At 64.9% G+C, this 24,308-nt stretch carries 26 protein-coding genes and 1 pseudogene; 17 read left to right on the top strand and 10 right to left on the bottom strand.

What is annotated here, in order from left to right; genetic code table 11:
• Positions 1-179: 179 nt before the first annotated feature.
• Positions 180-944, top strand: a complete 765-nt coding sequence (gene proC, locus AKN84_RS34470; RefSeq protein ID WP_050424918.1) for a pyrroline-5-carboxylate reductase — start codon at positions 180-182, stop codon at positions 942-944.
• A gap of 165 nt (positions 945-1,109) precedes the next feature.
• Here the strand turns inward: proC and AKN84_RS34465 are convergent, their stop codons facing one another.
• From AKN84_RS34465 to AKN84_RS34450, 4 genes are all read right to left on the bottom strand, one after another.
• Entirely contained in the window at positions 1,110-1,514 is a 405-nt protein-coding gene (locus AKN84_RS34465) for a thioesterase family protein (protein ID WP_050424917.1), read from the bottom strand.
• Between the two features lie 156 nt (positions 1,515-1,670).
• Complete coding sequence (locus AKN84_RS34460; RefSeq protein WP_018269806.1) at positions 1,671-1,874, bottom strand: tautomerase family protein; 204 nt, start codon at positions 1,872-1,874, stop codon at positions 1,671-1,673.
• Between the two features lie 113 nt (positions 1,875-1,987).
• A complete protein-coding gene (hisS, locus tag AKN84_RS34455; protein WP_128971422.1) occupies positions 1,988-3,502 on the bottom strand; it encodes a histidine--tRNA ligase in 1,515 nt (504 codons plus the stop codon).
• Between the two features lie 169 nt (positions 3,503-3,671).
• Positions 3,672-4,751: a branched-chain amino acid aminotransferase gene (locus AKN84_RS34450; protein ID WP_050424915.1), complete on the bottom strand. Its 1,080-nt coding sequence runs from the start codon at positions 4,749-4,751 to the stop codon at positions 3,672-3,674.
• 331 nt (positions 4,752-5,082) lie between these two features.
• Here AKN84_RS34450 and AKN84_RS34445 point away from each other — a divergent pair, with 331 nt between their 5' ends.
• The 3 genes from AKN84_RS34445 to AKN84_RS34435 are packed head-to-tail and all read left to right on the top strand — an operon-like array spanning position 5,083 to position 7,750.
• Entirely contained in the window at positions 5,083-5,631 is a 549-nt protein-coding gene (locus AKN84_RS34445) for a MarR family winged helix-turn-helix transcriptional regulator (protein ID WP_050424914.1), read from the top strand.
• Between the two features lie 20 nt (positions 5,632-5,651).
• Positions 5,652-6,356: a response regulator gene (locus AKN84_RS34440; RefSeq protein ID WP_430649954.1), complete on the top strand. Its 705-nt coding sequence runs from the start codon at positions 5,652-5,654 to the stop codon at positions 6,354-6,356.
• A gap of 8 nt (positions 6,357-6,364) precedes the next feature.
• Positions 6,365-7,750, top strand: a complete 1,386-nt coding sequence (locus AKN84_RS34435) for an ATP-binding protein (protein WP_050424912.1) — start codon at positions 6,365-6,367, stop codon at positions 7,748-7,750.
• A gap of 15 nt (positions 7,751-7,765) precedes the next feature.
• Here AKN84_RS34435 and AKN84_RS49485 read toward each other — a convergent pair whose 3' ends face one another.
• From AKN84_RS49485 to AKN84_RS34415, 4 genes are all read right to left on the bottom strand, one after another.
• Positions 7,766-8,191 (bottom strand): TonB-dependent receptor domain-containing protein, encoded by a 426-nt coding sequence (locus tag AKN84_RS49485; RefSeq protein WP_244485668.1) that lies wholly within the window; start codon positions 8,189-8,191, stop codon positions 7,766-7,768.
• Positions 8,134-8,580 carry a TonB-dependent receptor plug domain-containing protein gene (locus tag AKN84_RS49480; RefSeq protein WP_244485667.1) on the bottom strand — a complete coding sequence of 149 codons (447 nt, stop codon included), beginning with the start codon at positions 8,578-8,580 and terminating at the stop codon, positions 8,134-8,136. Before AKN84_RS49480 ends, AKN84_RS49485 begins: the two co-directional genes overlap by 58 nt.
• A gap of 873 nt (positions 8,581-9,453) precedes the next feature.
• Positions 9,454-9,984 carry a DUF3617 domain-containing protein gene (locus AKN84_RS34420; RefSeq protein ID WP_050424909.1) on the bottom strand — a complete coding sequence of 177 codons (531 nt, stop codon included), beginning with the start codon at positions 9,982-9,984 and terminating at the stop codon, positions 9,454-9,456.
• A gap of 41 nt (positions 9,985-10,025) precedes the next feature.
• Positions 10,026-10,325 (bottom strand): hypothetical protein, encoded by a 300-nt coding sequence (locus AKN84_RS34415; protein ID WP_050424935.1) that lies wholly within the window; start codon positions 10,323-10,325, stop codon positions 10,026-10,028.
• A gap of 166 nt (positions 10,326-10,491) precedes the next feature.
• Here AKN84_RS34415 and AKN84_RS34410 point away from each other — a divergent pair, with 166 nt between their 5' ends.
• The 4 genes from AKN84_RS34410 (at position 10,492) to AKN84_RS34395 (ending at position 13,332) form a co-directional block, all read left to right on the top strand.
• Positions 10,492-10,968 (top strand): hypothetical protein, encoded by a 477-nt coding sequence (locus AKN84_RS34410; protein WP_050424908.1) that lies wholly within the window; start codon positions 10,492-10,494, stop codon positions 10,966-10,968.
• Between the two features lie 113 nt (positions 10,969-11,081).
• Positions 11,082-11,768 (top strand): ribonuclease T2 family protein, encoded by a 687-nt coding sequence (locus AKN84_RS34405; RefSeq protein WP_050424907.1) that lies wholly within the window; start codon positions 11,082-11,084, stop codon positions 11,766-11,768.
• Between the two features lie 229 nt (positions 11,769-11,997).
• On the top strand, positions 11,998-12,858 hold the full coding sequence (locus tag AKN84_RS34400; protein ID WP_050424906.1) for a 23S rRNA (adenine(2030)-N(6))-methyltransferase RlmJ: 861 nt from the start codon (positions 11,998-12,000) through the stop codon (positions 12,856-12,858).
• 261 nt (positions 12,859-13,119) lie between these two features.
• A complete protein-coding gene (locus AKN84_RS34395) occupies positions 13,120-13,332 on the top strand; it encodes a cold-shock protein (RefSeq protein WP_016844477.1) in 213 nt (70 codons plus the stop codon).
• Between the two features lie 275 nt (positions 13,333-13,607).
• On the opposite strand, the gene AKN84_RS34390 is transcribed toward AKN84_RS34395, so the two are convergent.
• On the bottom strand, positions 13,608-14,231 hold the full coding sequence (locus AKN84_RS34390) for an outer membrane protein (RefSeq protein WP_050424905.1): 624 nt from the start codon (positions 14,229-14,231) through the stop codon (positions 13,608-13,610).
• Positions 14,232-14,496: 265 nt separating this feature from the next.
• Between AKN84_RS34390 and uvrC the strand changes: the two genes are divergently transcribed.
• The 7 genes and pseudogenes from uvrC (at position 14,497) to AKN84_RS34355 (ending at position 21,621) form a co-directional block, all read left to right on the top strand.
• Entirely contained in the window at positions 14,497-16,602 is a 2,106-nt protein-coding gene (gene uvrC, locus AKN84_RS34385; RefSeq protein ID WP_050424904.1) for an excinuclease ABC subunit UvrC, read from the top strand.
• Positions 16,603-16,793: 191 nt separating this feature from the next.
• On the top strand, positions 16,794-17,408 hold the full coding sequence (pgsA, locus tag AKN84_RS34380) for a CDP-diacylglycerol--glycerol-3-phosphate 3-phosphatidyltransferase (protein ID WP_016844474.1): 615 nt from the start codon (positions 16,794-16,796) through the stop codon (positions 17,406-17,408).
• A complete protein-coding gene (gene moaD, locus AKN84_RS34375) occupies positions 17,405-17,656 on the top strand; it encodes a molybdopterin converting factor subunit 1 (RefSeq protein WP_050424903.1) in 252 nt (83 codons plus the stop codon). Before pgsA ends, moaD begins: the two co-directional genes overlap by 4 nt.
• A 68-nt stretch (positions 17,657-17,724) precedes the next feature.
• Positions 17,725-18,192 (top strand): molybdenum cofactor biosynthesis protein MoaE, encoded by a 468-nt coding sequence (locus AKN84_RS34370; RefSeq protein ID WP_050424902.1) that lies wholly within the window; start codon positions 17,725-17,727, stop codon positions 18,190-18,192.
• Complete coding sequence (gene prmB, locus AKN84_RS34365; protein WP_050424901.1) at positions 18,192-19,163, top strand: 50S ribosomal protein L3 N(5)-glutamine methyltransferase; 972 nt, start codon at positions 18,192-18,194, stop codon at positions 19,161-19,163. The genes AKN84_RS34370 and prmB overlap by 1 nt, the downstream gene beginning before the upstream one ends.
• 176 nt (positions 19,164-19,339) lie before the next feature.
• Positions 19,340-20,751, top strand: a pseudogene (locus AKN84_RS34360) (EAL domain-containing protein).
• Positions 20,752-20,766: 15 nt separating this feature from the next.
• Positions 20,767-21,621, top strand: a complete 855-nt coding sequence (locus AKN84_RS34355; protein ID WP_050424900.1) for a TIGR01459 family HAD-type hydrolase — start codon at positions 20,767-20,769, stop codon at positions 21,619-21,621.
• Positions 21,622-22,036: 415 nt separating this feature from the next.
• Here AKN84_RS34355 and AKN84_RS34350 read toward each other — a convergent pair whose 3' ends face one another.
• Positions 22,037-22,432, bottom strand: a complete 396-nt coding sequence (locus AKN84_RS34350) for a response regulator (RefSeq protein WP_016844467.1) — start codon at positions 22,430-22,432, stop codon at positions 22,037-22,039.
• Between the two features lie 214 nt (positions 22,433-22,646).
• On the opposite strand from AKN84_RS34350, the gene AKN84_RS34345 reads away from it, so the two are divergent.
• Positions 22,647-23,630 carry a bifunctional riboflavin kinase/FAD synthetase gene (locus AKN84_RS34345; RefSeq protein WP_050424899.1) on the top strand — a complete coding sequence of 328 codons (984 nt, stop codon included), beginning with the start codon at positions 22,647-22,649 and terminating at the stop codon, positions 23,628-23,630.
• Between the two features lie 17 nt (positions 23,631-23,647).
• Positions 23,648-24,184 carry a sugar O-acetyltransferase gene (locus AKN84_RS34340; protein WP_050424898.1) on the top strand — a complete coding sequence of 179 codons (537 nt, stop codon included), beginning with the start codon at positions 23,648-23,650 and terminating at the stop codon, positions 24,182-24,184.
• Positions 24,185-24,308: the final 124 nt, after the last annotated feature.

Genomic DNA, 24,308 nt, shown 5'->3' with positions numbered 1-24,308 from the left:
CCCATACTCCGTGACCTCGGGGCTCGCGCAAACTGCTTGTGGCTCCCGCTTCGCTTTACTAGAACCAGCTGTGGTTATGGGTCCCGGCCTTCGCCGGGACGACAAGCGGTGATACCGTGAACACAAGCAGCGCATTGACGAACACTTCCGGCACCATCGCGCTTGCGGGCGCGGGCAAGATGGGCGGCGCCATGCTGACCGGCTGGCTCGCACAGGGTCTTGCGCCCAAGCAGGTCGCGGTGATCGATCCGCATCTTTCGCCTGAGATCTCCGCGCTTGCCGCGAAGGGCGTGCGGCTCAATCCGCAGGCAACGGAGCTCGGCACGGTCGACACGCTGGTCGTCGCGGTGAAGCCGCAATCGTTCCGCGACGCCGGCGCAGCGCTGAACGCGTTGGTCGGCCCCTCGACCCTCGTGGTCTCGATCATGGCCGGTACGACCATCGCAGCGCTCGAGGAAGTTGTCGGCGGCGCGGTGGTACGGGCGATGCCGAACACGCCGGCGGCAATCGGCCGCGGCATCACGGTCGCGGTGCCGTCAAAGCGCGTCACCGCCGCGCAGCGCGCGATGACGGATGCGCTGCTGAAGGCGACCGGGCTCGTCGAATGGGTCGACGATGAGAACCTGATGGATGCAGTGACCGCGGTCTCCGGCTCCGGCCCGGCCTATATCTTCCTGCTCGCCGAGGAGCTGGCTCGCGCCGGCGTTGCGGCCGGCCTGCCCGAGCAGCTCGCGACCACGCTGGCGCGCGCGACCGTCGCCGGCTCCGGCGAGTTGCTGCACCGCTCGGATCTGCCGTCGGCGACGTTGCGGCAGAACGTCACCTCGCCCGGCGGCACCACCGCTGCCGCGCTTGAGGTGCTGATGGCGAATGACGGCCTACAGCCGCTGATGACCCGCGCCATCGCCGCCGCGACGCGACGCTCGAAGGAATTGGCGAAGTAGTTTCTCCCCTGGCCCCGTCATTTCGACGATCCGTCACCCTGAGGTGCTCACGTCAGCGAGCCTCGAAGGGTGCACGGCCCGCGGCCCATCCTTCGAGACGCGCTACGCGCTCCTCAGGATGACGTTCGAACAAGTGGATCCGACGTCCAGCGGACTCGAGCACGTTTACTGCGCCGACGTTCCGGCCAGCCGCTTATTAAAGCTCTCGACATTGATCAGGCCACGGGCGTGACGACCCTCGCCGAGCTTGCGCGCGCCCTCGAACGCCTCAACCTCGAAGCGGATCACGCGGCGCTCGACCGCGATCACCTTCGCGGTGGTGCGCACTGTGGCCCCGACAAGCGCGGCCGCGAGATGGCGGATATCGACCTCGGTCCCGACCGTGACCCAGCCGGGCTGCAACGCAGCGCGGATGGCATCGCCCGACGCCATCTCCATCTCGAGGATCATCATCGGCGTCGCATAGACCATCGGCATGCCGGGCACGAAATGCCCGACCGTGCGCTCCGGCGGCACCACCAGCATGCGTTCGGCGCTCAGGCCGATCTTGATGAAGTCGCGTGCGTCCATTGGTGCCTCAAAAAGACTGTCGTCCCGGCCTTGAGCCGGGACCCATAACCACGAATGCCCGATGTCACGAAAGCTGGAGCCCCAGCGAGCGCAACGACTGACATCGGTGGTTATGGGTCCCTGCTTTCGCAGGGACGACGCATGGAGAGATAGGGGCTATTTCTTCGCCGCAGCGGCGCGCTCGACGAACGACTTGCCGCCCTTCATCTTGTGATGCAGCGGCGCTTCGTTGATCTGGATCACAACCGCGTCGGCATCGACGCCGAGATTCTTCACAAGCGCCTGGGTGATGTCGCGCATCATGCCGAGCTTCTGCTCGTCGGTGCGGCCGGCGGCCATGCTCACGGTGATCTCAGGCATTGGAATATCTCCCTGGTTGTCGTTGACGCGCAAGCCGGTCATTTGCCGGCCTGGCGGGCGCTGCATCTTTTTGAAGATGGATGCGCGGGTCAAGCCCGCGCATGACAAGCCAGCTATCCCCAGTTCACGTCATGCCGCGCCAGCACCTCGCGAACCTTGGCGACCAGATCGGCCTCCGCGCAGGAGAACTGCGCCGGACGCGTTTCACGCCATTCCTGGTTGGACGCGATCGCCGCCGCCGCCTTGGCGCCCTCGATCAGATCCTTGATCTGCACCTCGCCGCGCGCCTTCTCGTCCGAGCCCTGGATGATCACGCAAGGCGAGTTGCGGCGGTCGGCATATTTGAGCTGGTTGCCCATGTTCTTCGGATTGCCGAGATAGAGCTCGGCGCGAATGCCGGCCTGGCGCAGCTGCGCGACCATCATCTGGTAGTCGGCGACGCGGTCACGGTCGAACACGGTGACGACCACGGGGCCGAACTCGGCCTGCGTGTCGAGCTGGCCGAGCATGGTCAGCGCGGCCTGCAGGCGCGACACGCCGATCGAGAAGCCGGTCGCCGGCACCGGCTCGCCGCGGAAGCGTGAGACCAGGCCGTCATAGCGGCCGCCGCCGCCGACCGAGCCGAACCGCACCGGGCGGCCCTTCTCGTCCTTGGTGTCGAGCAGCAACTCGACCTCGTAGACCGGGCCGGTGTAGTATTCGAGGCCGCGAACGACGGTGGGATCGATGCGGATGCGATCCGCGCCGTAGCCGGACGCCGCAACCAGCTTTGCGATTTCTTCGAGCTCGCTTACGCCGGCTTGACCAACCGCACTCTTGGCAAGATAGGTCTCGGCCGCGGCAATGGCCTCTCTCCAATCGGCGCGCTGTTGCGTGACGGCCAGAACGATATCGGCGTCCGCTGGGCTCAAATCGGCGCCCTTGGTGAAGTCGCCCTTGCCCTCTTCGCCGCCATCCCAACGCCCGGGACCAAGCAGCTTGCGAACCTCGTCGGCGGGAAACTTGTCGAGCTTGTCGATCGCGCGCAGCACGGTGAGCCTGCGGCCGGCATTCTCCTCACCGCCGAGGCCGATCGCCTCGAGCACGCCGTCGAGCACCTTGCGGTTGTTCACCTTCACGACATAGGAGCCGCGCGGAATGCCGAGCGCTTCCATCGTGTCGGCCGCCATCATGCAGATCTCGGCGTCGGCCGCCGGCGTCGCCGAGCCGACCGTGTCGGCGTCGAACTGCATGAACTGGCGGAAGCGGCCGGGACCGGGCTTCTCGTTGCGGAACACATAACCGAAACGATACGACCGATAAGGCTTCGGCAGCGCGTCGAAGTTTTCGGCGACATAGCGCGCCAGCGGCGCGGTCAAATCGTAGCGCAGCGAGATCCACTGCTCGTCATCGTCCTGGAACGAGAACACGCCCTCGTTGGGCCGGTCCTGGTCGGGCAGGAACTTGCCGAGCGCGTCGGTGTATTCCATCGCCGGCGTCTCCACCGGCTCGAAGCCGTAGAGCTCGTAGACGGCGCGGATCTTGTCGACCATCGCCCGCGTGGCATTGATCGCGGCCGGGCCGCGATCTTCCAGCCCGCGCGGCAGGCGCGCCTTCAGTTTCTGGGGTTTTTTGGGTTTCTCGGCCATCGCGGCCATTTACCAGCGGATGCGCGAGGCGGCAACCGGCACCGTCCTTGTCGCACCGTGATTCCGGGGCGGGTCGAAGACGCGAACCTCAGGTGCGCAATTGCGCACCGGGGAATCTCGAGATTCCGGGTCTGGTCCTATGGACCATCCCGGAATGACGCCTCGGCCGTCAGGCGACGTTTCTGATCCAGTTATGCGGATCGTTGGTGCGACCGTACTGGATGTCGACCAGCTTCTTGCGCAGGCCCATGGCGACCGGGCCGGCCACGCCGCCGCTGATCTGGAAATCGCCGCTCGCCGAGCACACCTTGCCGATCGGCGAGATCACGGCCGCGGTGCCGCAGGCGAACGCTTCCTTCAGCTTGCCGCTGGCGGCGTCGGCACGCCACTGCTGGATCGTGTAGGGCTCCTCGCGCACGCGCGTGCCGGCATCCTTGGCGAGCGCGATGATCGAGTCGCGGGTGATGCCGGGCAGGATGGTGCCGAGCGGCGGCGTCAGCAGCGAGCCGTCGTCGAACGCGAAGAAGATGTTCATGCCGCCGAGCTCCTCGATGTAGCGGCGCTCGACCGCATCGAGGAACACGACCTGGTCGCAGCCGCGCTCGATCGCCTCCGCCTGCGCGCGCAGGCTGGCGGCATAATTGCCGCCGCACTTGACGGCGCCGGTGCCGCCGATCGCAGCGCGCGTGTAATTCTCCGACACCCAGATCGACACCGGCGCGGGACCGCCCTTGAAGTAGGAGCCGACCGGCGATGCGATCACCGAGAAGATGTATTCCGCCGACGGCTTCACGCCGAGGAAGACCTCGCTCGCGATCATGAACGGCCGCAGATAGAGACTGCCCTCGCCGCCCGGGATCCATGCGCGATCGATCCGCACCAGCTGCTCGACCGCGTCGATGAACACGTCCTCGGGCAGCGGCGCCATCGCCATGCGTTCGGCCGAATCGTGGAAGCGGCGGGCATTGGCGTCCGGACGGAACAGGTTCACGCCGCCATCATCGCGCCGGTAAGCCTTGAGGCCTTCGAAAATCTCCTGGGCGTAGTGCAGCACCGCGCCGGCCGGATCGAGCGGGAAATTCGCGCGTGCCTCGACGCGGGCGCTGTGCCAGCCCTTGCCCTGGCTGTAGCGGACGATCGCCATGTGGTCGGTGAAGACGCGGCCGAAGCCCGGGTCCACGAGCTTCGCCGCGCGATCCTTGTCGGAGGTCGCATTCGGCGAAGGCTGGATGTCGAATTTCAAAGTCATTTTTCTTGCTTTCCGCTGTCGGAACCGGCGCCATACCGGGCGCCGGCCTGTTTCCCCCGGAGCCGTCAGGCTCGGCTGGCCCGGACTTCACCACCACCGGCCGCACGGGCCGGTTTCCATCGCCAACATGCCGTTTAGACATGCTTTTGCGGAATGCTGAAGTCCAGTATGTTTGCCGAAATGCCGCTCGACAATCGCACGGTAGTCCAATTTGCGGCCCAAACCGCCTCGCAGGCTCTTTCAGGCCGACTCAAACGCTGTCGGGAACGAAACGACCTAATGTTTCGTCGTGACAGGCAGTTTTGTAACATTGAACCCAAGATACGTCAATATGACTGACATAAATTTCTCAGGCATGGCTGCCAAGCCCGATTCGCAGGGAGATGATCACGCTCCTGCGGCGGGCGGACGCGACCTGCGCTGGGACATCATCGAGCTGTTGTTCTTCGCCTACCGCGACTTTGTCGGCGACGCCGACCAGGAGCTGGAGGCATTCGGTTTCGGCCGCGCCCACCACCGCGTCATCCACTTCGTCACCCGCTATCCCGGCCTGAAGGTCGCGGACCTGCTCGACGTCCTGCGCATCACCAAGCAATCGCTCGGGCGCGTGCTCAAGCAGCTCTTGGACGAAGGCTACATCGTGCAGAAGACCGGCAACAACGATCGCCGGCAGCGCCTGCTCTACGCGACGCCGAAGGGCGAGGCGCTGGTCGCCAAGCTCGCAGGGCTGCAGACCGACCGCATCAACCGCGCGATCGCCGGGATCGATCCGGCCGGCGTCGAGACGGTTCGCCAGTTCCTGCGCGCGATGATCGACCGCGACGATCCCGACAAGGTGCTCGAAGCGATCTTCGGCGGCGGCAAGAAAACAAGGGAGTGAACCTGGTGCAGGCTGCAACCATGATGCGCGCGCCGGTCGAGCCGGCCGACGACGCACCGCATCTCCTTCTGGTCGACGACGACCGGCGTATTCGCGACCTGCTGTCGCGCTTTCTCTCTGGCGAAGGCTATCGCGTCACGACGGCGATGAGCGCCACCGACGCGCGCGCCAAGCTGCTCGGGCTGCATTTCGACCTGCTCATCCTCGACGTGATGATGCCCGGCGAGAACGGCTTCGACCTCGCCCGCTTCATCCGCACCTCCTCCACAGTGCCGATCATCATGCTGACCGCCCGCCATGAGGCGGAGGCGCGCATCGAGGGCCTGCAGATCGGCGCCGACGACTATGTCGCCAAGCCGTTCGAGCCGCGCGAGCTGGTGCTGCGCATCGGCAATATCCTCAAGCGCACCGCGCCGCCGCAAGTCACGGTGGTCGAGCAGATCGCGTTCGGCCCCTACATCTTCCACATCGAACGCAGCGAGCTGCGCCAGGGCGAGGAGATCATCCACCTCACCGACCGCGAGCGCGAGATGCTGCGTATCCTCGCCAGCGCCCCCGGCGAGACCGTGCCGCGCGCCGAGCTGACCTCTGGCGGCACCGTCAACGAGCGCGCGGTCGACGTGCAGATCAACCGCCTGCGCCGCAAGATCGAGCACGATCCCGCCAATCCGCTGTTCCTGCAGGCGGTCCGCGGCATCGGCTATCGCCTGGTCGCCGCACCGTAAGACATCGCATGAGCACGCTCGACTCCGGCCTGACCCTGATCAAGAACGCCTCGCAGCGCGTCTCGAAGGCGAACGGCTGGATGGGCAATGCGTTCAAGAGCTGGATGCCGACCGGCCTCTACGCCCGCGCGCTGCTGATCATGATCGTGCCGATGGTGATCCTGCAGACCGTGGTGGCGTTCGTGTTCATGGAGCGGCACTGGAACACTGTGACGCGGCGCCTGTCGGCCGCGGTGGTGTCCGACATCGCCGCGCTGATCGACGTCTACAAGAATTATCCGCAGGACAAGGACCGCGCCCAGCTTCGCCACATCGCCCAGAAGCTGCAGCTTGTGGTCGACTTCCTCCCCGCCGGCGACATGCCGCCGCCGGGGCCGAAGCCGTTCTTCTCGCTGCTCGACCAGACCCTCTCGGTGCAGCTCGGCCGCCAGATCAGCCGTCCGTTCTGGATCGACACCGTCGGCAAGTCCAACCTGGTCGAGATCCGCGTGCAGCTCGACGATTCCGTGATGCGGATCTTCGCCCAGCGCAGCGCGGCCTACGCCTCCAATTCGGAGATCTTCATCTTCTGGATGCTCGGCACCTCGACGATCCTGTTGATCGTCGCCGTGCTGTTCCTGCGCAACCAGATCAAGCCGATCCTGCGGCTCGCCGACGCTGCCGAAAGCTTCGGCAAGGGCCGCGAGGCGCCGAACTTCCGGCCGCGCGGCGCGCGCGAGGTGCGGCGCGCGGCCCAGGCCTTCATCGAGATGAAGGCGCGCGTCGAGCGCTCGATCGAGCAGCGCACCGCGATGCTCGCCGGCGTGTCGCACGATTTGCGCACCATCCTGACCCGCTTCAAGCTCGAGCTCGCCCTGATCGGCGAAGGTCCCGAGATCGACGCGATGCGCAAGGACGTCGACGAGATGTCGATGATGCTGGAAGACTACCTCGCCTTCGCGCGCGGCGATTCCGGCGAGGTCGCGCAGCCGACCGACATGGCGATGGCGCTTGAGGAGCTGCGCAGCGACGCCGAGCGCCACGGCCACACCGCGACCGTCGCATTCCACGGCCTGCCCGTGGTCACGGTGAAGCCGGCCTCGTTCAAGCGCTGCCTCGCCAACCTCGTGTCCAACGCGGCGCGCCACGCCAACACGATCTCGATCACCGGCCAGCGCGACCACCGCTATCTCAACATCACCGTCGACGACGACGGCCCCGGCATCCCCGCCAACATGCGCGAGGAAGTGTTCAAGCCGTTCCTGCGACTCGACGATGCCCGCAACCAGGACGAAGGCGGCACCGGCCTCGGGCTTGCAATCGCCCGCGACATCGCCCGCTCGCATGGCGGCGATATCATGCTCGGCGAAAGCCCGATGGGCGGCCTGCGGGCGCAGGTGCGGGTACCGGTGTAGTTCGGGACGCGGTGACTACCAGCGGTAGGACAAGGTACCGATCACCTGACGCCGTTCGCCGGCATAGCAGTAGCCGGACTGGCAGGTCTGATAGCGCGTGTCGAACAGATTGGTGGCGTTGACGCGCATGGTGGCGCCGAGGAAGCGCCGGTCGAGCTTGCCCAGATCGTAATCGATCACGGCATCGAACAACGTCGTCGCCGCATTCTGGAACGTGTTCTGGTCGTTGCCGAAGTTCGTCCCGATGTAGCGGACGCCGAGGCCAAGCCCGAGCCCTTCGACCGGGACGCCGGACTGGAAGGTGTATTTGCCGAAGGCGGCGAAGGAATTCCGTGGAATGCCTGAGAGCTCGTTGCCGGTGGTATCGGGATTGCCCTGCGTGATCACGACGTTGAGATGGGTGTAGGCCGCGGTGAGATCGAATCCCTGCTTGAGCGCCAGCTTCGCCTCGAGTTCGCATCGAAACCGCGAATGTAGAAACTGTCGAACCGGGGATCATAGCCGAACGCCGTGGTCGTGACGCCGGGCGTATAATTGACGGCGTCCTTGAGCGTCTGAACGTTGCGATCCCTGAGCTCCTTCTGCGTGACGACCGAGAGCGACTGCGGCGTCTCGATCAGCGCCGTGCCGGTCTTGGTGCCGGCGGTGCTGGCGGTCGCGACGTAACCGGTCGTCGTACCGATCGCGCCGGCTAAGCCCTGCGACCGCGGAGCCTGGCTCTGAGCGGGTGCCGCAACACGACTGCGCCGGCTCGCCGCGACCGCGCGCGAAGACCTGGTGTTCTGACTTGAAGCGGCGGTACGCTTCCTTGCGGCGCCAGGCTGATCCACCGTCACTGCCGGAAGCACATTTGCATCGTTCTGCGGAGAGCTGGTTTGCACCCTGAGCGCTCGCGACGTTTGCACCAACTGGTGCAAGCATGACCGAACCAAGAAACGCTGCGTTGATCGCAGCCGTTGATCCGAGCAAGCCACGCCTGCTCGGATACGAAGCCATTCCCACCGAACGCATCCCCCAGACTGATCTTGATCGAACCGCGTGTTCGTCATTGCGCGGCATCGAATGCGGCGGACTTCTATCGGCGGGATCAGCGAAATTCCACACGCGCAAACTAGAATCGCTTGAAGCGCAACATTGGAGCGATTCAAAAACGACACGTTGTCGCAGCAACCCATCAGCACGGAGAGCAAGCAATCAGCACGAAGATGCGCGTCTTCACTCATTGCTCGCGCGCGTGATGCCCAACGATCTCTCGATGATGTTGATTGCATCCTGCAATGCTCTCGCGCGTTGCGCGGTCACGCGCGACATCTGCGATCCGCAATCCACGTCATTGCATACTGACAGCTTGCGCGAACGAGCGCGGAGACCCGTCATCCCCGCGCAAAGGCTTCGCCTTTGTCGCTGGAGGTGCGAGCCTTGCGGCGCAATTGCGCCGCTGGGCGAGCCTCGAAGGATGCACGGCCACCAGATGGGCCGTTGCCCCTTCGAGACGCGCGGAGCCTGTCATCGGGCCGCGCTTCGCGCGGACCCTATCCTCGTCATTGCGAGCGAAGCGAAGCAATCCATCGCACAGCGTACGCGGAAGCATGGATTGCTTCGTCGCTATCGCTCCTCGCAATGACGGGGTGAACAGTATCGCAGCCTCTCGGCATCAGAGGCGATGCATTCAGGCGCGCGGCCGCTACCGGAAGCGCTGCGCCTTACTTCTGCTTGGGCAGCAGGCCCTTCAGCTTTTCCATGTCCTTGATATTCATCTTCATGCCGCCGGGCATGATGATGTCACCGGGCTTCTGGTCGCTCTTGCAGGCGCCGAGCCATTTCGCCTCGATGGTCATCGTGGTGTCGCGGGAGCCGGCCGCGCCGCCCTCGGCATGCGAGGTGCTCTTCACGGTGTAGGCGGAATTGAAATCACCGACGATCTCGGCATGGCTCTGCATCGACATGCCGGCGACGCTGCACACGCTGTCGCTGACATAGCCGGTCGCGGTCTTCTGGACGTCCTGCTTGGAGCAGACTTCCTTGGCCATCGGCGAGGCCGCCGCGCTCATCTCCTTGTCGGTGGTCTCGTCGGTGCAGTGCTGCATGGTGATTTCCGGCATCGGACCGCCGGTGCGCACCATCTTCATCTCCCACAGACCGGCCTTGCGGATCGGCAGGTCGACGGCGCTTGCGGCGCCGGTGGACAGGACAAGGCAAACGGCAGAGCCAAGCAAGGCAAGCTGTCGGGTCATGCGGCTAGCTCCCGGCTGAACGATTAGGATATGGAGCGCGCTCAGTAGAGCGTGCGCACCGGCCGCTGCGCCGAGCCGTAGGGGACCCAGCGGCAGGCGAAGGAGATGTAGCCGCCCGGATAGCGTTGCACCGCAAGGAACTTGGCGACCTTGCCATAGGAGGCACAGTGATCGACGGCGAGTTGCCGGGCGTCGGTCTGGGTCGCCAGGCTATAGGCGATGATACCGCCGGTATCATTGCCCTTGAACGGCGGCACCGGCTGCATCCAGTCGGCTTGCGCCGGACCAACGGCCAGCATCCCGCAAACGGCAACCAGGCACGCGGCCAATTTCCTTCGCATCGCAGACTCCATTTCGCTTGGTGCCAACATAGAGTGCGCCGGCGACGGTGAAAAGAACGAGCCGGCAGCTAAAGGTGGACTTCTCGGCAGGTGTTGCCGCGCTGCACTTGACCTTGCCGGGGCTTCACGGCACCGTCCGCCGCATCGGATAATCGGGTGGATTCCCATGCGCAACCTGTTCAACTCCCGCAACAAACTCGGCCATAAGCTTGGTCTCGGCGCCGCAGTCCTGGTCGGCATGCTGGCTTTCGGGGGCACGGCCCAGGCGGCCAATCCGTTCGAGCTGAATTTCTGGCTGTCCGGACCGCGCTATGACGGCAATGTGGCGCCGTGCGAGAAGGCGCTGACGACCATCAGCGATCAATTCCACGAAAAGGAAGCCACCTTCTGGAATTCGCCGCTCGTGATCACCGGCTTCAGCCGGATTCACGAAACCGCATTCCGCCCTTGGCAATCCGACAATATTCCGCGCCGCTACTGCTCGGGTGACGCCATGCTGAGCGACGGCAAGGTGCGCAAGGTGCACTATTCGATCATCGAGGATGGCGGCTTTTCCGGCTTCAACCAGGGCGTCGAATGGTGCGTCGCCGGGCTTGACCGCAACTGGGCCTATAATCCGTCCTGCAAGGCCGCGCGGCCCTGATCTCCGACCGGATTGGTAAAACAGAAGCCGCCGCCATTCAGACGGCGGCTTTTGTTCTTGAAATGTTCCGGTACCCTGCTAGGCTCTGAGCGGTCGCGTGAGGGGAGCGTTTGATGCCTCGGTTGGTCACAATTTCACGATTTCTGATTTCGATTGCCTTTGTTCTCAGCGGAGCGGTGGGGGCCTCAGCCCAGGATCGCCGCCAGAATGCGCCGGGCGAGTTCGATTTCTACGTGCTGTCACTGTCCTGGTCGCCGTCGTTCTGCGAGGCGGCGAGCGAGCGCGGCAACAACGGACGCGGCACGCAGGCGCAATGCGGCGGACGGCCCTACTCCTTCGTGGTGCACGGCCTGTGGCCGCAATATGAGCGCGGCTTTCCGGAATACTGCCAGCGCCCCTCGCCGCGGCTCGCGCGCAACATCATGACCTCGATGCTCGACCTGATGCCGGCACCCGGACTGATCTACAACGAGTGGGACAAGCACGGCACCTGCTCCGGCCTCGGCGAGCGCGCCTATTTCGAAGCCATCCGCAAGGCCCGCGCCGCGGTGAAGATCCCCGAGGAATTCCTGCAATTGTCGGAGCCGAAGACGGTCGCGCCGGAGGAGCTGGAGACGGCGTTCATCAAGGCCAATCCGGGGCTCAGCAACTCGGCGATCTCGGTGACCTGCGACAGCAAGCGGCTCAGCGAAGTGCGGATCTGCCTCAGCAAGGATCTGCAATTCCGGTCCTGCGAGGAAATCGATCGGCGCTCCTGCCGCCGCGATCAGGTGCTGATGCCGCCGGTTCGCGGCGGCTGAAGCCTTGCTCCACGTCATCGCCGGGCGGACCCGCGTCGTCGCGCGGAGCGTCCGGCCGTCGATGCCGTCACGAAACCGCCGGGACGAGGCGCAGATCTCCGGGAGGTGGCGACGCCAAAGCTTCGCCGAGCTCAGACGTTAACTCCGCGGAAGCTTGAGCGAAGGCCGGACAGGTCGCGCATGAAGAAGTACAACATGCGCTCCCTCAGGAGCGCAGCGCGATAACAGCATGAACTACCGTCACGCCTTTCATGCCGGCAGCTTTGCCGACGTCATCAAGCACATCGTGCTGGTGCGCATGCTCACCTATCTGCAGGAGAAGCAGGCGCCGTTCCGCGTCATCGACACCCATGCCGGCGCCGGCCTCTATGATTTGACGTCGAGCGAAGCGCAGCGCGGCGGTGAATGGCTCACCGGCATCGCGCGACTGATGCAGGCACGGCTCTCCGACAAGGCGTTGCCCTTGATCGGGCCCTATCTCGACATCGTCAGGGCATTCAATCCGAGAGGCGAATTGAAAACCTATCCGGGATCGCCGCTGATCGCGCGGGCGCTGCTGCGTCCGCAAGATCGTCTGACGGCGTGCGAGCTCGAGGCTGGCGCGCGCAAGCAGTTGATCGATGCATTGCGCCGCGACGCGCAGGCGCGCGTCGTCGATCTCGACGGCTGGATGGCGCTGCCCGCATTCGTGCCGCCGAACGAGCGGCGCGGCCTTGTGCTGATCGATCCGCCGTTCGAAGCGAAGGATGAGTTCGAGCGGCTGGCCAGTGCTTTTACGGAAGCGTATGCGAAGTGGCCGACCGGCGCGTACCTTTTGTGGTACCCCGTAAAATCCCGGAGAGCCACCGACGACCTCGCGCGCAGCGTGGCCGCTGCAACAGCAAGCAGCCGGCCTGCAGGCAAATGCTTGCGCTTGGAATTCAGTGTGGCGCCGCAAGAAGCCGACGCAGGCCTCGTTTCCACCGGCCTTTTGATAGTGAATCCGCCGTGGACGCTGGCGAACGAGCTGAAGATCATCCTGCCCGAACTCGAGAAGCCGCTTGGTCAGGGCGGCGCGGCACGCTTCAGACTCGAGACGCCTAAACCTTGATCGGTAGCACCCACTGAAAAGTTCGATTTTGAGCATAGGCAATTTGCGCGGAACCGTATTATGCTCATCCTGTTACGACTGGCTTTACGTTCCGCTTCCGCGAATGGTTGCGGCGGAGTGACAAGGCCGAAATAAAATCCAGGCAGACCGGCGGCGTGACGCCGGCCTGTTCAGGTGGCCAAGCTTCCGACAAGCGAATGTCGGTCAACCGCTGCGCGGCGTGCGCGTAGCGGTGGAGCAATACGGGGGAGGAGTTTCCCGATGGCCATGACTGGGACAGTCAAGTTCTTCAACGGAGAGCGTGGCTACGGCTTCATCAAGCCTGATGATGGCGGCCGCGATGTGTTCGTTCACATCACAGCTGTCGAGCGTGCAGGATTGAAGGACCTGACTGAAGGACAGCGCATTACGTTCGAGGTTGAACCGGACAAGAAGGGCAAGGGCCCGAAAGCCGTCAACCTGGTGGTTTCATGACGAGCCCTCGCGATGCGCGGCTCGTTCTGAACGGCGAATGAAGCGTTGCGTGTGATTTGATTGCCGGGCGCGTGGCTCGCGCTCGCTGCATGACCACCTGCATGATGCGGACGCGACTGACGGTGCCCGCACATCAGATGCGTGCGGCCGACCGGCTGGCTGCGCTGATGCCGCGGCGTTGACGCTGCCGCGCGCGATCTCGCCCTGACCTGCGCAAAGAAAAACCCGGCCGCGCGAGGCGCGACCGGGAGTTGAGATCAGACGTTTTCTTGTTCTCAGAAGTGATAGTTGATGCCGGCGCGAACCAGGCTGAAGCTGTAGCCGTTCGACGCACCGCCGGTGATCGTGAAGTTGCTGTTGGCGAGATCGACGTAGAGATATTCGATCTTGGCGCTCCAATGCGGGGCGAAGCCCATCTCGGCGCCGGCGCCGACGGTGAAGCCCGCATTGGTGTGGCTCTCCGTCATGCCGAAGGTCTCGCCGCGCAGTTCGCCGAAGGCGAGACCGCCGGTCGCGTAGAACAGCACGTTGTTGACCGCATAGCCGGCGCGGCCGCGCACCGTGCCGAACCACGGGTTGGAGAATTTCCAGGGCGCGAACCGGTCGTCGGCCGTGGTGCCCTGGATATCGGCCTCGAAACCGAACACCCAGGGTGAGCCGTTCTGGAAATTGTAGCCGGCCTGCACGCCGCCGACGAAACCGGACGGCTTGGTCGGGTTGTTCTCGACCGAACCCCAGCCGTAGCCGACGTTGCCGCCGAGATAGGGGCCTGCCCAGCTATAGGCATTGAGCGGCTGATACACGGTGTAGGGCGAGCCGTAGTTGAGGTCGGCCGACGCCGCCGAGGTCGTCCAGCCTGCGACGATCAGTGCCAGCGCACGCGCAACCAACCGGGTCATAGCTACTCTCCACCACGCAACTGCCGCAGCCCGCTGGCCCCTCGGCCAGCGTGGTTACGGAATTCCACTTTTTTCGCTAAGGTTTATCGAGAGTTTTAAGTTAAAGGGCTGTTAAGCCCGGTTACCGGCCTGCTCATCAGTCTTAACAATGTGTTACCCGCCGGCTGCGGCGCCGACGCAGGGTCGGTAACCTGCTGCGATCGGGACTGTTTTCCGGTGCCGCCAACGCTGGCGAGCGGTCTCCCAAGCGCTTAGTTTACGGCTCATGGTTCACGATTCTCCCGAGCGCCCGGCGCCGGCCGCCAAGCCTGATTCCAAGCCACGGCGCGGTTCTAAGTCCGACCTGACGCAGGACAACCTGACAAGGGCCGACCTGACGCTCGACACAAGCGATGTCGATCCCGAGACCTCCGCCGCCGAGGAGGAGGATGACGCGCGCCTGCCCGAGGCTGCCGAGGACGCCACCGAGGCGGTCGCCGAGGGGACGCTCTCGGTCGGGCACGCTGCGATCGAGAACGCGGTCCGTCTCGCCCCGACCTCGCCCGGCGTCTACCGCATGCTCAATGCCGCCAACGACGTGCTCTATGTCGGCAAGGCGAAGAACGTCAAAAAGCGGCTGTCGTCCTATGCGCGCGCCAACGCGCCGCTGCCGGCGCGGATCCTGCGCATGATCGCGGCGACCACGCATGTCGAGATCGTCTCGACCATGACCGAGACCGAAGCGCTGCTGCTCGAAGCCAATCTGATCAAGCAGCTCCGCCCGCGCTTCAATGTGCAGCTGCGCGACGACAAGTCGTTTCCTTATATTCTGATATCTGGCGACCATTGGGCGCCGCAGATCCTCAAGCATCGCGGCGCGCAGTCGCGGCCCGGCCGCTATTTCGGCCCGTTCGCCAATGCAGGCGCGGTCAACCGCACCATCACGGCGCTGCAGCGCGCGTTCCTGATCCGCTCCTGCACCGACGGCTTCTTCGAAAGCCGCAGCCGGCCCTGCCTGCTCTATCAGATCAAGCGATGCGCCGGCCCCTGCACGCGCGAGATCGATTTCCCCGGCTATAGCGAGCTGGTGCGCGAGGCGACCGAATTCCTGTCGGGCCGCAGCCACGCGGTGAAGGAATTGCTCGCGGCCGAGATGGAGAAGGCTTCCGGCGAGCTCGAATTCGAGACCGCGGCGCTATACCGCGACCGCCTCGCGGCGCTGTCGGCGATCCAATCGCAGCAGGGCATCAATCCGCGCACGGTCGAAGAGGCCGACGTGTTCGCGATCCACCAGGAAGGCGGCTATTCCTGTGTTGAGGTGTTCTTCTTCCGCACCGGCCAGAACTGGGGCAACCGCGCCTATTTCCCGAAAGCCGAGAAGAGTTTTACGCCCGAGGAGGTGCTGTCCTCCTTCCTCGCGCAATTCTACGACGACAAGCCGCCGCCGAAGCTGATCCTGCTGTCGCACGAGATCGAGGAAAGCGCGCTGCTCGCCGACGCGCTGTCGGTGAAGGCCGGATCCAAGGTCGAGGTCTCCGTGCCCAAGCGCGGCGAGAAGAAGGAGTTGATCGGCCACGCGCTCACCAATGCGCGCGAGGCGCTCGGCCGCAAGCTCGCCGATACCGCGACGCAGAGCCGGCTGCTGGAAGGCATGGTCACGACGCTCGGCCTGCCGCACACACTGCGGCGCATCGAGGTCTACGACAACAGCCACATCCAGGGCACCAACGCGGTCGGCGCGATGATCGTGGCGGGACCCGACGGTTTCATGAAGAACCAGTACCGCAAGTTCAACATCAAGTCCGAAGGGCTGACGCCCGGCGACGACTACGGGATGATGCGCGAGGTGCTGGAGCGTCGCTTCAAGCGTCTCCTGAAGCCACCGGAGGGCGAGGCTGCCAAGGTCGACGATAAGGCCGACGACGAGGCGTTCCCGCAATGGCCCGACCTCGTCATCATCGACGGCGGCCGTGGGCAGCTCAACGCGGTCAGGGAGATTTTCGCGAATCTCGGACTGACCGGGGTCTCGCTGATGGCGGTCGCCAAGGGGCCGGAGCGCGATGCCGGGCGGGAAACCCTGTTCATGCCGGACCGCGAGGCCATCAAGCTGGAGCCGCGCGACCCGGTGCTGTATTTCATCCAGCGGCTGCGCGACGAGGCCCACCGCTTCGTGATCGGCTCGCACCGCAAGCTGCGCAAGAAGGACATCCGGGAAGCCGGCCTGCAGGAGATCCCGGGCATCGGCCCGTCGCGCAAACGTGCCTTGCTGCACCACTTCGGAACGCTCAAGGAGATCGAGCGGGCCTCGATCGCCGACCTCGGCAAGGTTCCCGGCGTCAGCGCCGAGAGCGCCCGCAAGATTTTCGAGTTTTTCCACGCCCAGCCGGGTTAAACCAAAGGCGAGTCATCAGGGCGTCGCCTGCGACACGGCATCTAGGGCATGATGCTGAAAGCATGGGCCAAGGTTACGAAAAGGTCATGCTTAAACAACGAGCTAAGGCGCCATGACGATTCCGCGTAATCTCGGCGCGCTTTGGCGCCCGCACGGTTGACCTTCTCGCTTCAGCGGTATTGGTAGAACGGATGAACATCGCCACGACCCGGGGACAGACCAAGACCATGTCCCTCCCGAATATCCTGACCTACGCCCGGATCGCCGCCATTCCGGTGGTGATCGGCTGCGTCTACTGGCAGTCGATCCTGGACGGCCCGCTGTGGCTGCGCTGGGTGGCGCTTGCCGTGTTCATTGCGGCGGGGATCACCGACTATCTCGACGGCTATTACGCCCGGATGTGGGACCAGCAATCCGCCTTCGGCCGGATGCTCGATCCGATCGCCGACAAGCTGCTGGTCGCCTCGAGCCTCTTGATGCTGGCCGCCGACAATTCGATCCACGGCTGGACGCTGTGGGCGGCGATCGTGATCCTGTGCCGCGAGATCCTGGTCTCGGGCCTGCGCGAATATCTCGCCGGCTTGCGGGTCAGCGTACCCGTCACCAAGCTCGCGAAATGGAAGACGACGATCCAGCTGGTGGCGATCGGCTTTTTGATCGCCGGCGAAGCGGGCGAGCAGGTCTTCCCGGCAACCACCCTGATCGGTATCGTGCTGCTGTGGATGTCGGCGATCTTCACGATCTATACCGGCTGGGATTACTTCCGCGCCGGCATCCATCACCTCATCAAGGAGGATGAGGGATGAAGCTGAAATATTTCGCCTGGGTACGTGAACGCGTCGGCAAGGCCGAGGAGACCGTCGAGCCGCCTGCAGAGGTGCGCACCGTCGGCGACCTGATCGGCTGGCTGACCGCGCGCGACGATGCCTATGCTTACGCGTTCGAGAAGCCCACGGTGATCCGCGCCGCGATCGACCACGCCCATGTCAAGCAGGATGCGGCCATCATCGGCGCCCGCGAGATCGCGTTCTTCCCGCCGATGACCGGCGGCTAAGAAGAGCGTTTTCAAGCGAAGTGGATACCGGTTCGCGTGAAGAAAACGCGTCAAACAAAGAAGTAATCATGTCCGTCGCTGCGACCATCCGTATCCAGGAAGCCGACTTCGATGTCGCGCAGGAGATCGCGGCGCTGAGCAAGGGCCGCACCGATGTCGGTGCGGTCGTCAGCTTCAGCGGCATCTGCCGCGGCAGCGAACAGGGCGAGCCGATCGCCGCGCTGATACTCGAACATTATCCCGGCATGGCGGAAGCCGAGATCACGCGCCACGCCGACGAGGCGCTGTCGCGCTGGCCGTTGCAGGGCCTCACCATCATCCATCGCTTCGGCCGCATCGCGCCGGGCGAGAACATCGTGCTGGTCGTCACCGCCTCGGCGCACCGGCAGGCCGCGTTCGAGGCAGCCGAGTTCCTGATGGATTATCTGAAGACCAACGCGCCGTTCTGGAAGCGCGAGGAAAGTGCGCGCGGCACGAACTGGATCGAGGCGCGCGACCACGACGACGCGGCCGCCGCGCGCTGGACCAAATCCTGATGGCCAAGCGCAGCAAAGTGCCGGCCAAAGTGCCGGCAAAGCGCAGCCCAGCCGCGCCGAAAGCACCGAAGGTCGGCGCCGGCGAGCTTCACACCCTGTTCGATTTCCTGCGCTACGCGGTCAGCCGCTTCAACGCGGCAAAGCTGGTGTTCGCGCACGGCACCACCGATCCGGTGGCCGAGGCCGCGTTCCTGATCTCTGAGACGCTGCATTTGCATCCCGATCAGTTCGAGAATTTCGCGACCGCGCGCGTGACGCTTGCCGAAGGCAAGCAGATCCTCGATTTGATCGAGCGGCGGATCGCGACGCGCAAGCCGGCCGCCTATCTCGTCAACAAGGTCTATATGCGCGGCCTGCCGTTCTATGTCGACGAACGCACCATCGTGCCGCGCTCCTTCATCGGCGAATTGCTGGATTCGCATTTCGGCGGCGACGAGGACGGCACCTCGCTGATCGGCGATCCCGCGGAGGTCGAAAGCGTGCTCGACCTCTGCACCGGTTCCGGCTGCCTTGCGATTCTGGCGGCCCGGCATTTCGCCAATGCCACCGTCGATGCCGTCGATATTTCAAAGGATGCGCTCGAGGTCGCCGCGCGCAACGTCGCCGACCACGGCCTCGACGACCGCCTGACGCTCCATCGCGGCGATCTGTTCAAGCCGCTCGGCGACAGCAGCTACGACCTCATCATCTCGAATCCGCCCTATGTCGACGCTGAAGGCATGGCGGCATTGCCGCGCGAGTGCCGCGCCGAGCCGAAGATCGCGTTCGACGGCGGCGCTGACGGGCTCGACATCGTCCGCCGGCTGCTTGATGAGGCCAAGCAACATCTGACCCCGCAGGGCGGGCTGCTCTGCGAGATCGGCCGCGGCCGCGACAATCTGGAGGCCGCCTACCCGAACCTGCCGCTGCTCTGGCTCGACACCGAGGACTCCGAGGGCGAGGTGTTCTGGATCGCCGCCGCCGACCTCTGAGCGGCTCGGCGCGGGCCGATCCGGAGCAATGCGGAGCCGGACAGCGGGACCGGATCGGGCGAAGCGAAAATCGTGTGCAGTTCCAGCCGGTTCCGAAGATCGCAGGCCCGTCGAATCAACAATGGTGCTAAGCTTGCGCGCCGGGGATGTTCGGACGGAGGGCGCGGGCGCGCGACATGATTCGCATTTCGACGATCTTCATCGCCATCTGCATGGTGCTGGTCGCAGCTCGCTCGGCTTCGTCCTGTATTCGGTGGCGGGCATCAGCGGATCGGAATCGGCGATCGTGGCGCTCACCGCCCTCACCTGCCTGATCCTCTACAACGCCGTCTCGATGCGGTTGCGCGACCGCAGCGATGTCGGCGGCCAGATCGCGGATCTGTCGCGCGGCACCGCCGACCTCGCCCGCCAGGTCGCCGAATTCGGCCGCCGGCTGGCCGCGGTCGAGGGCCGGATCGCTTCGGCCAACTCCACCGGCGCCGACCGCATGCAGGGCATGGCCGGCGAGATCAACGAGCTTGGCGGACTGGTGCGGCAGCTCGCGGCATCCGTCGCCCATCATGAGGATCTGCTGGCAGCGACGCCCGTGGCGCAGCCGGTCGCCTCGCCGCGCGAAGATCTGCTGCAACCGGTGGTACCGGCCCCGACCGTCGTGTTCGCACCGCCGCCGCCCGTTGCGCCTCCGCCGCCGATCTCACGCAGCCAGGCCCAGCTCGTTGCCGCGATCAGGCATGCGATCGACGAGAACCGGCTCGACATCTACCTGCAGCCGATGGTGACGCTGCCGCAGCGCAAGGTGCGCTATTACGAGGCGGTGACGCGGCTGCGCGACGAGCGCGACCAGGTGCTTGCCGCCGACGATTTCATCGAGGCCGCCGAGGCCGGCGGCCTGATCGGCCGCATCGATCACATGGTGATGCTTCGCTGCGTCCAGGTGCTGCGCCGCCTGATGATCCGCAGCAAGGATGTCGGCGTGTTCTGCAACGTGTCGGCGGCGACGCTGGCCAGTCCCGAGCATTTCACCCAGTGCCTCGACTTCCTCGAGGCCAACCGCGCGCTGGCGCCGTCCTTCGTGCTCGAGTTCAAGCAGGCGACCTTCCGCAATCTCGGCCCGGTCGAAAGCGAGAACCTCGCTGCGCTGTCGCAGCGTGGCTACCGGTTCTCGATCGACCATGTCAGCGACCTCCGCCTCGAACCGCGCGAGCTCGCCGATCGCGGCGTCCGCTTCATCAAGGTGCCGGCGGCACTGCTGCTCGACACCAGGCAGAGCGCGACGTCGGATATCCATCCGTCCGATCTGTCCGACCTGCTCGGCCGCTTCGGCATCGACCTGATCGCCGAACGGATCGAGGGCGAGCGCTCGGTGGTCGACCTGCTCGACTACGATGTCCGGTTCGGCCAGGGCTTCCTGTTCGCGCCGCCGCGGCCGTTGCGGCCGGAAGGGGCATCTGCTACCGCCGAAACTCCGCAGGCCAAACCCCAGGACCTCAATGGCGCCGGCACTTCAGCACCTGTCTCCAGCCCAACAGCGCCGCCGCGCGCAACCGGCAGCGCCGCGCTGGCGCGCCGCGCGCTCGGTCCGAACTAGTCAACGGCCAGCATCATGACGTCACTGCGCTTCGTGGAGCAATTGCGCGACCTTGTCGGCGATGTCGACGTCGTGCTGTCGGACATCTGGGGCGTCGTGCACAACGGGCTCGAGTCCTTTCCCGAGGCCTGCGAGGCCCTGCACACGTTCCGCCAGCGCGGCGGCACGGTCATCCTGATCACCAACGCGCCGCGGCCGGCCGACTCCGTGCAGCGCCAGCTGCGCAAGCTCGGCGTTGCGGATGAGACCTATGACGCGATCGTCTCCTCCGGCGACCTGACGCGGCACTTCGTGGCCGACCATCCCGGCCAGAAGATCTTCTGGATCGGCCCCGAGCGCGACAGCTCGATCCATCGCGGCCTCGACGCCACCATGGTGCCGCTGGAGCAGGCGGACTACATCATCTGCACCGGCCTGTTCGACGACGAGACCGAATCCGCCGAGGACTATCGCGACACGCTGCTGAAAGCGCTCGAACGCAAGCTCACGCTGGTGTGCGCCAATCCGGACATCGTGGTCGAGCGCGGCGACCGGCTGATCTATTGCGCCGGCGCGGTCGCCGAACTCTATCGCGAGCTCGGCGGCGAGGTGATCTTCTATGGCAAGCCGCACCGGCCGATCTACGAGCGTGCCATGGCGCTGGCCACCGAACGCCGCGGACATCCGACCGAACTCGGCCGCGTGCTCGCGATCGGCGATTCCGTGCGCACCGATCTCGCCGGCGCCCTTGGCTTCGGCATCGATCTCTTGTTCGTCACCCGCGGCATCCATTCCGAACAGTTCGAAGGCATCGAGCAGCTCGATCCGGCCTCGATCAAGGAATTGTTCGGCCATCCGCCGCGCGCGCTGATGCGCGAGCTGAAGTGGTAGCGGCGAGCGCTGTTGCGCTCCCTCGCCCCGCCCTCTTGTCCGCCGAAGCCCGCCTTCGGGCGAAGGCGGATGCGCGGAGAGGGTTGGGGTGAGGGGCTGCTTCCACGAGTTGTGAAGGTCGAGGGACCTGTACCCCCTCACCCGGATCGCATCTTCGCTCCGCTGCATGCGATCCGACCTCTCCCCGCAGGCGGGGCGAGGCGAGGACGGCGCGCTGCCAGAATATCGAAAACAACCCCATGCAAAGGAGCCGGCGGCGCCGGTGTTCGACCAGGCAACTTGACACGTCGGGCAACTCAGGAATATTCTTCTAATATTCCGAAATCGCGTCCTCTCGCCTTAACCGTCAAGACGTAAATGCCCGGGACTAGCCCGGGCATGACGTGAATTTTGGTAGATGCGATGGACGAGCGTCTTACGCCGTCGCCATGTCCGGGAAGACCGCCTCGATCTTGGTCTTCAGCGTCGCCGCGTTGAACGGCTTGACGATGTAGTTGTTGACGCCGGCCTTCTTGGCCGCGATCACGTTCTCGGTCTTGGACTCCGCCGTGATCATGATGAAGGGCGTGGTCGCCAGATTGGGATCGGCACGGACTTCCTTGAGCAGGTCGTAGCCGGTCATCGGCTCCATATTCCAGTCGGAAATCACCAGGCCATACTTCTTGCCGCGCATCTTGTTCAGCGCCGCGGAGCCATCGGAGGCATCGTCGATATTTTCGAATCCAAGCTGCTTGAGAAGATTCCGGATGATGCGGATCATGGTGCTGTAATCATCAACCACCAGAACCGGCATGGACAAATCAACCGCCATCTTTTCCCCCAAAACGCCTGACGCAACTTGGCTTCTGCACGAACGCAGGTTTCCGGCAACGAGTAACAGCTGGCATTAAACAGCGCGTTAACCGGCTGAATCCGGATTGTTACGGATTTGACGCGATTTTCGGCAAGCTTGACTTCCACGCCGCCGCCGCGTCACGGTCCGGCCCGCAACAATCATGCTTAAGAATCCTTGAAGAATACCTGACATGAGCACCGGCTTTACCGTTATCCGCGACAACACCCCCGAAAGCGCCATCCCGAAGGGCGCCGTGGTCGCGATGGGAAATTTCGACGGCGTGCATCTCGGTCACCGCGCCGTGATCGGTGCGGCGCTGGCGATGGGCAGAGCGCGCGGCGTGCCCGCGCTCGCCGTGACCTTCGAGCCGCATCCGCGCAAATTCTTCAGCCCGAACACCCCGCAATTCCGCCTCACGGACGAGACCAACAAGCTGCGGCTGCTCGCGGCCACCGGGCTCGCCGGTGCCGTCGTCATGACCTTCGACAAGGCGCGCGCCGGGACCACGGCACAGGATTTCATTCACCATGACCTGATCCGCCGGCTCGGCATCAGCGGGATCGCGGTCGGCTACGACTTCCATTTCGGCAAGGGCCGGGTCGGCTCGCCGAGCCTGCTCGTCAGCGAAGCACCGCGGCTCGGCATCGAGGTCGATGTGCAGGCCCATGTCGACATCGAGGAGCGCCCGGTCTCCTCCAGCGCGATCCGCATGGCGCTCGCCGAGGGCGAGGTTACCGATGCCACCACGATGCTGGGCGGGCCGTGGTTCGTCACCGGCAAGGTGATCCACGGCGAGAAGCGCGGCCGCGACCTCGGCTATCCCACCGCCAATATCCGCCTCGACAAGCATTGCGGTTTGAAGCACGGCATCTATGCGGTGCGCGTCGGCAAGGCACAGGGCAACGACACGGCGCGGTTCGACGGCGTCGCAAGCTTCGGGCGCCGGCCGACCTTCGACAACGGCGCGCCGCTGCTCGAAGTGTTCCTGTTCGACTTCAAGGGCGATCTGTACGACACGGTCCTCGATGTCGCATTCATCGGTTTCATTCGTGAAGAGCTGAAATTCGACACCATCGAGGCGTTGATACGCCAGATGGATGACGACAGCGCCAAGGCACGCGCGCAACTCGCCGCCGCGCCGGACGCGTTCCCGCAGCTCGGAGCGATTGATTGAAGACAGAAAAAGAGAAAATGCTGGCGGGCGAGCTCTATCGCCCGGATGCGGAGCTTGCCGCCGACCATACCGCGGCGGAACATTGGATGGCGCGCTACAACGCATCGGGCGCGTCCTCCGCGGGCGAATTGCACGCGCTGCTCGCCGAGCGCTTCCGAAAGGTCGGCAAGGGCGCCGTGATCCGCCCGCCGTTCTTCTGCGACTATGGCAGCAATATCAGCCTCGGCGACGGCGTGTTCCTCAACTTCAACTGCGTCATCCTCGACGTGGTCACGGTCGTGATCGGCGATCGCACCCAGATCGGACCCGCGGTGCAGATCTATACCGCCGACCACCCGCGCGATGCCGAAACCCGGCGCGCGGGGCTGGAATTCGGCCGCCCGATCCGGATCGGTAGCGACGTCTGGATCGGCGGCGGCGCCATCATCCTGCCCGGCGTCACGATCGGCGACGGCGCCCTGGTCGGAGCCGGCAGCGTGGTGACGCGGGACGTCGCGGCCGGCACCATCGTGGCCGGAAATCCGGCCCGGCGGCGGCAACCCAGCGCGGGCTGAGGTTAGGCTAAATCAGTTTGACCGCGGGTTCGGTCCACCTCTCCCCGGCGGGGAGAGGTCGGCGCGCAGCGCCGGGTGAGGGCTCTCGTTCTCTCGATAGACCGCAACCCCTCACCCGATTTGC

This window comes from Bradyrhizobium tropiciagri (genome assembly GCF_001189845.1).
Classification (GTDB): Bacteria; Pseudomonadota; Alphaproteobacteria; order Rhizobiales; family Xanthobacteraceae; genus Bradyrhizobium; species Bradyrhizobium tropiciagri.
This window is presented reverse-complemented; position numbering and strand designations above follow the sequence as displayed.

Excerpts from the sequence above, each read along its gene's own strand:
- AKN84_RS34440 (WP_430649954.1), top strand. The coding sequence starts at position 5,652 with ATGATGCGCGCGCCGGTCGAGCCGGCCGACGACGCACCGCATCTCCTT.
- uvrC (WP_050424904.1), top strand. The coding sequence starts at position 14,497 with ATGGTTCACGATTCTCCCGAGCGCCCGGCGCCGGCCGCCAAGCCTGAT.
- AKN84_RS34410 (WP_050424908.1), top strand. The coding sequence starts at position 10,492 with ATGCGCAACCTGTTCAACTCCCGCAACAAACTCGGCCATAAGCTTGGT.
- AKN84_RS34345 (WP_050424899.1), top strand. The coding sequence starts at position 22,647 with ATGAGCACCGGCTTTACCGTTATCCGCGACAACACCCCCGAAAGCGCC.
- AKN84_RS34415 (WP_050424935.1), bottom strand. The coding sequence starts at position 10,325 with ATGCGAAGGAAATTGGCCGCGTGCCTGGTTGCCGTTTGCGGGATGCTG.
- moaD (WP_050424903.1), top strand. The coding sequence starts at position 17,405 with ATGAAGCTGAAATATTTCGCCTGGGTACGTGAACGCGTCGGCAAGGCC.
- AKN84_RS34405 (WP_050424907.1), top strand. The coding sequence starts at position 11,082 with ATGCCTCGGTTGGTCACAATTTCACGATTTCTGATTTCGATTGCCTTT.
- AKN84_RS34435 (WP_050424912.1), top strand. The coding sequence starts at position 6,365 with ATGAGCACGCTCGACTCCGGCCTGACCCTGATCAAGAACGCCTCGCAG.
- AKN84_RS34400 (WP_050424906.1), top strand. The coding sequence starts at position 11,998 with ATGAACTACCGTCACGCCTTTCATGCCGGCAGCTTTGCCGACGTCATC.
- AKN84_RS34395 (WP_016844477.1), top strand. The coding sequence starts at position 13,120 with ATGGCCATGACTGGGACAGTCAAGTTCTTCAACGGAGAGCGTGGCTAC.
- prmB (WP_050424901.1), top strand. The coding sequence starts at position 18,192 with ATGGCCAAGCGCAGCAAAGTGCCGGCCAAAGTGCCGGCAAAGCGCAGC.
- AKN84_RS34420 (WP_050424909.1), bottom strand. The coding sequence starts at position 9,984 with ATGACCCGACAGCTTGCCTTGCTTGGCTCTGCCGTTTGCCTTGTCCTG.
- pgsA (WP_016844474.1), top strand. The coding sequence starts at position 16,794 with ATGAACATCGCCACGACCCGGGGACAGACCAAGACCATGTCCCTCCCG.
- AKN84_RS34340 (WP_050424898.1), top strand. The coding sequence starts at position 23,648 with ATGCTGGCGGGCGAGCTCTATCGCCCGGATGCGGAGCTTGCCGCCGAC.
- AKN84_RS34370 (WP_050424902.1), top strand. The coding sequence starts at position 17,725 with ATGTCCGTCGCTGCGACCATCCGTATCCAGGAAGCCGACTTCGATGTC.
- AKN84_RS34450 (WP_050424915.1), bottom strand. The coding sequence starts at position 4,751 with ATGACTTTGAAATTCGACATCCAGCCTTCGCCGAATGCGACCTCCGAC.
- AKN84_RS34355 (WP_050424900.1), top strand. The coding sequence starts at position 20,767 with ATGACGTCACTGCGCTTCGTGGAGCAATTGCGCGACCTTGTCGGCGAT.
- proC (WP_050424918.1), top strand. The coding sequence starts at position 180 with ATGGGCGGCGCCATGCTGACCGGCTGGCTCGCACAGGGTCTTGCGCCC.
- hisS (WP_128971422.1), bottom strand. The coding sequence starts at position 3,502 with ATGGCCGAGAAACCCAAAAAACCCCAGAAACTGAAGGCGCGCCTGCCG.
- AKN84_RS34460 (WP_018269806.1), bottom strand. The coding sequence starts at position 1,874 with ATGCCTGAGATCACCGTGAGCATGGCCGCCGGCCGCACCGACGAGCAG.
- AKN84_RS34390 (WP_050424905.1), bottom strand. The coding sequence starts at position 14,231 with ATGACCCGGTTGGTTGCGCGTGCGCTGGCACTGATCGTCGCAGGCTGG.
- AKN84_RS34350 (WP_016844467.1), bottom strand. The coding sequence starts at position 22,432 with ATGGCGGTTGATTTGTCCATGCCGGTTCTGGTGGTTGATGATTACAGC.
- AKN84_RS34465 (WP_050424917.1), bottom strand. The coding sequence starts at position 1,514 with ATGGACGCACGCGACTTCATCAAGATCGGCCTGAGCGCCGAACGCATG.
- AKN84_RS34445 (WP_050424914.1), top strand. The coding sequence starts at position 5,083 with ATGACTGACATAAATTTCTCAGGCATGGCTGCCAAGCCCGATTCGCAG.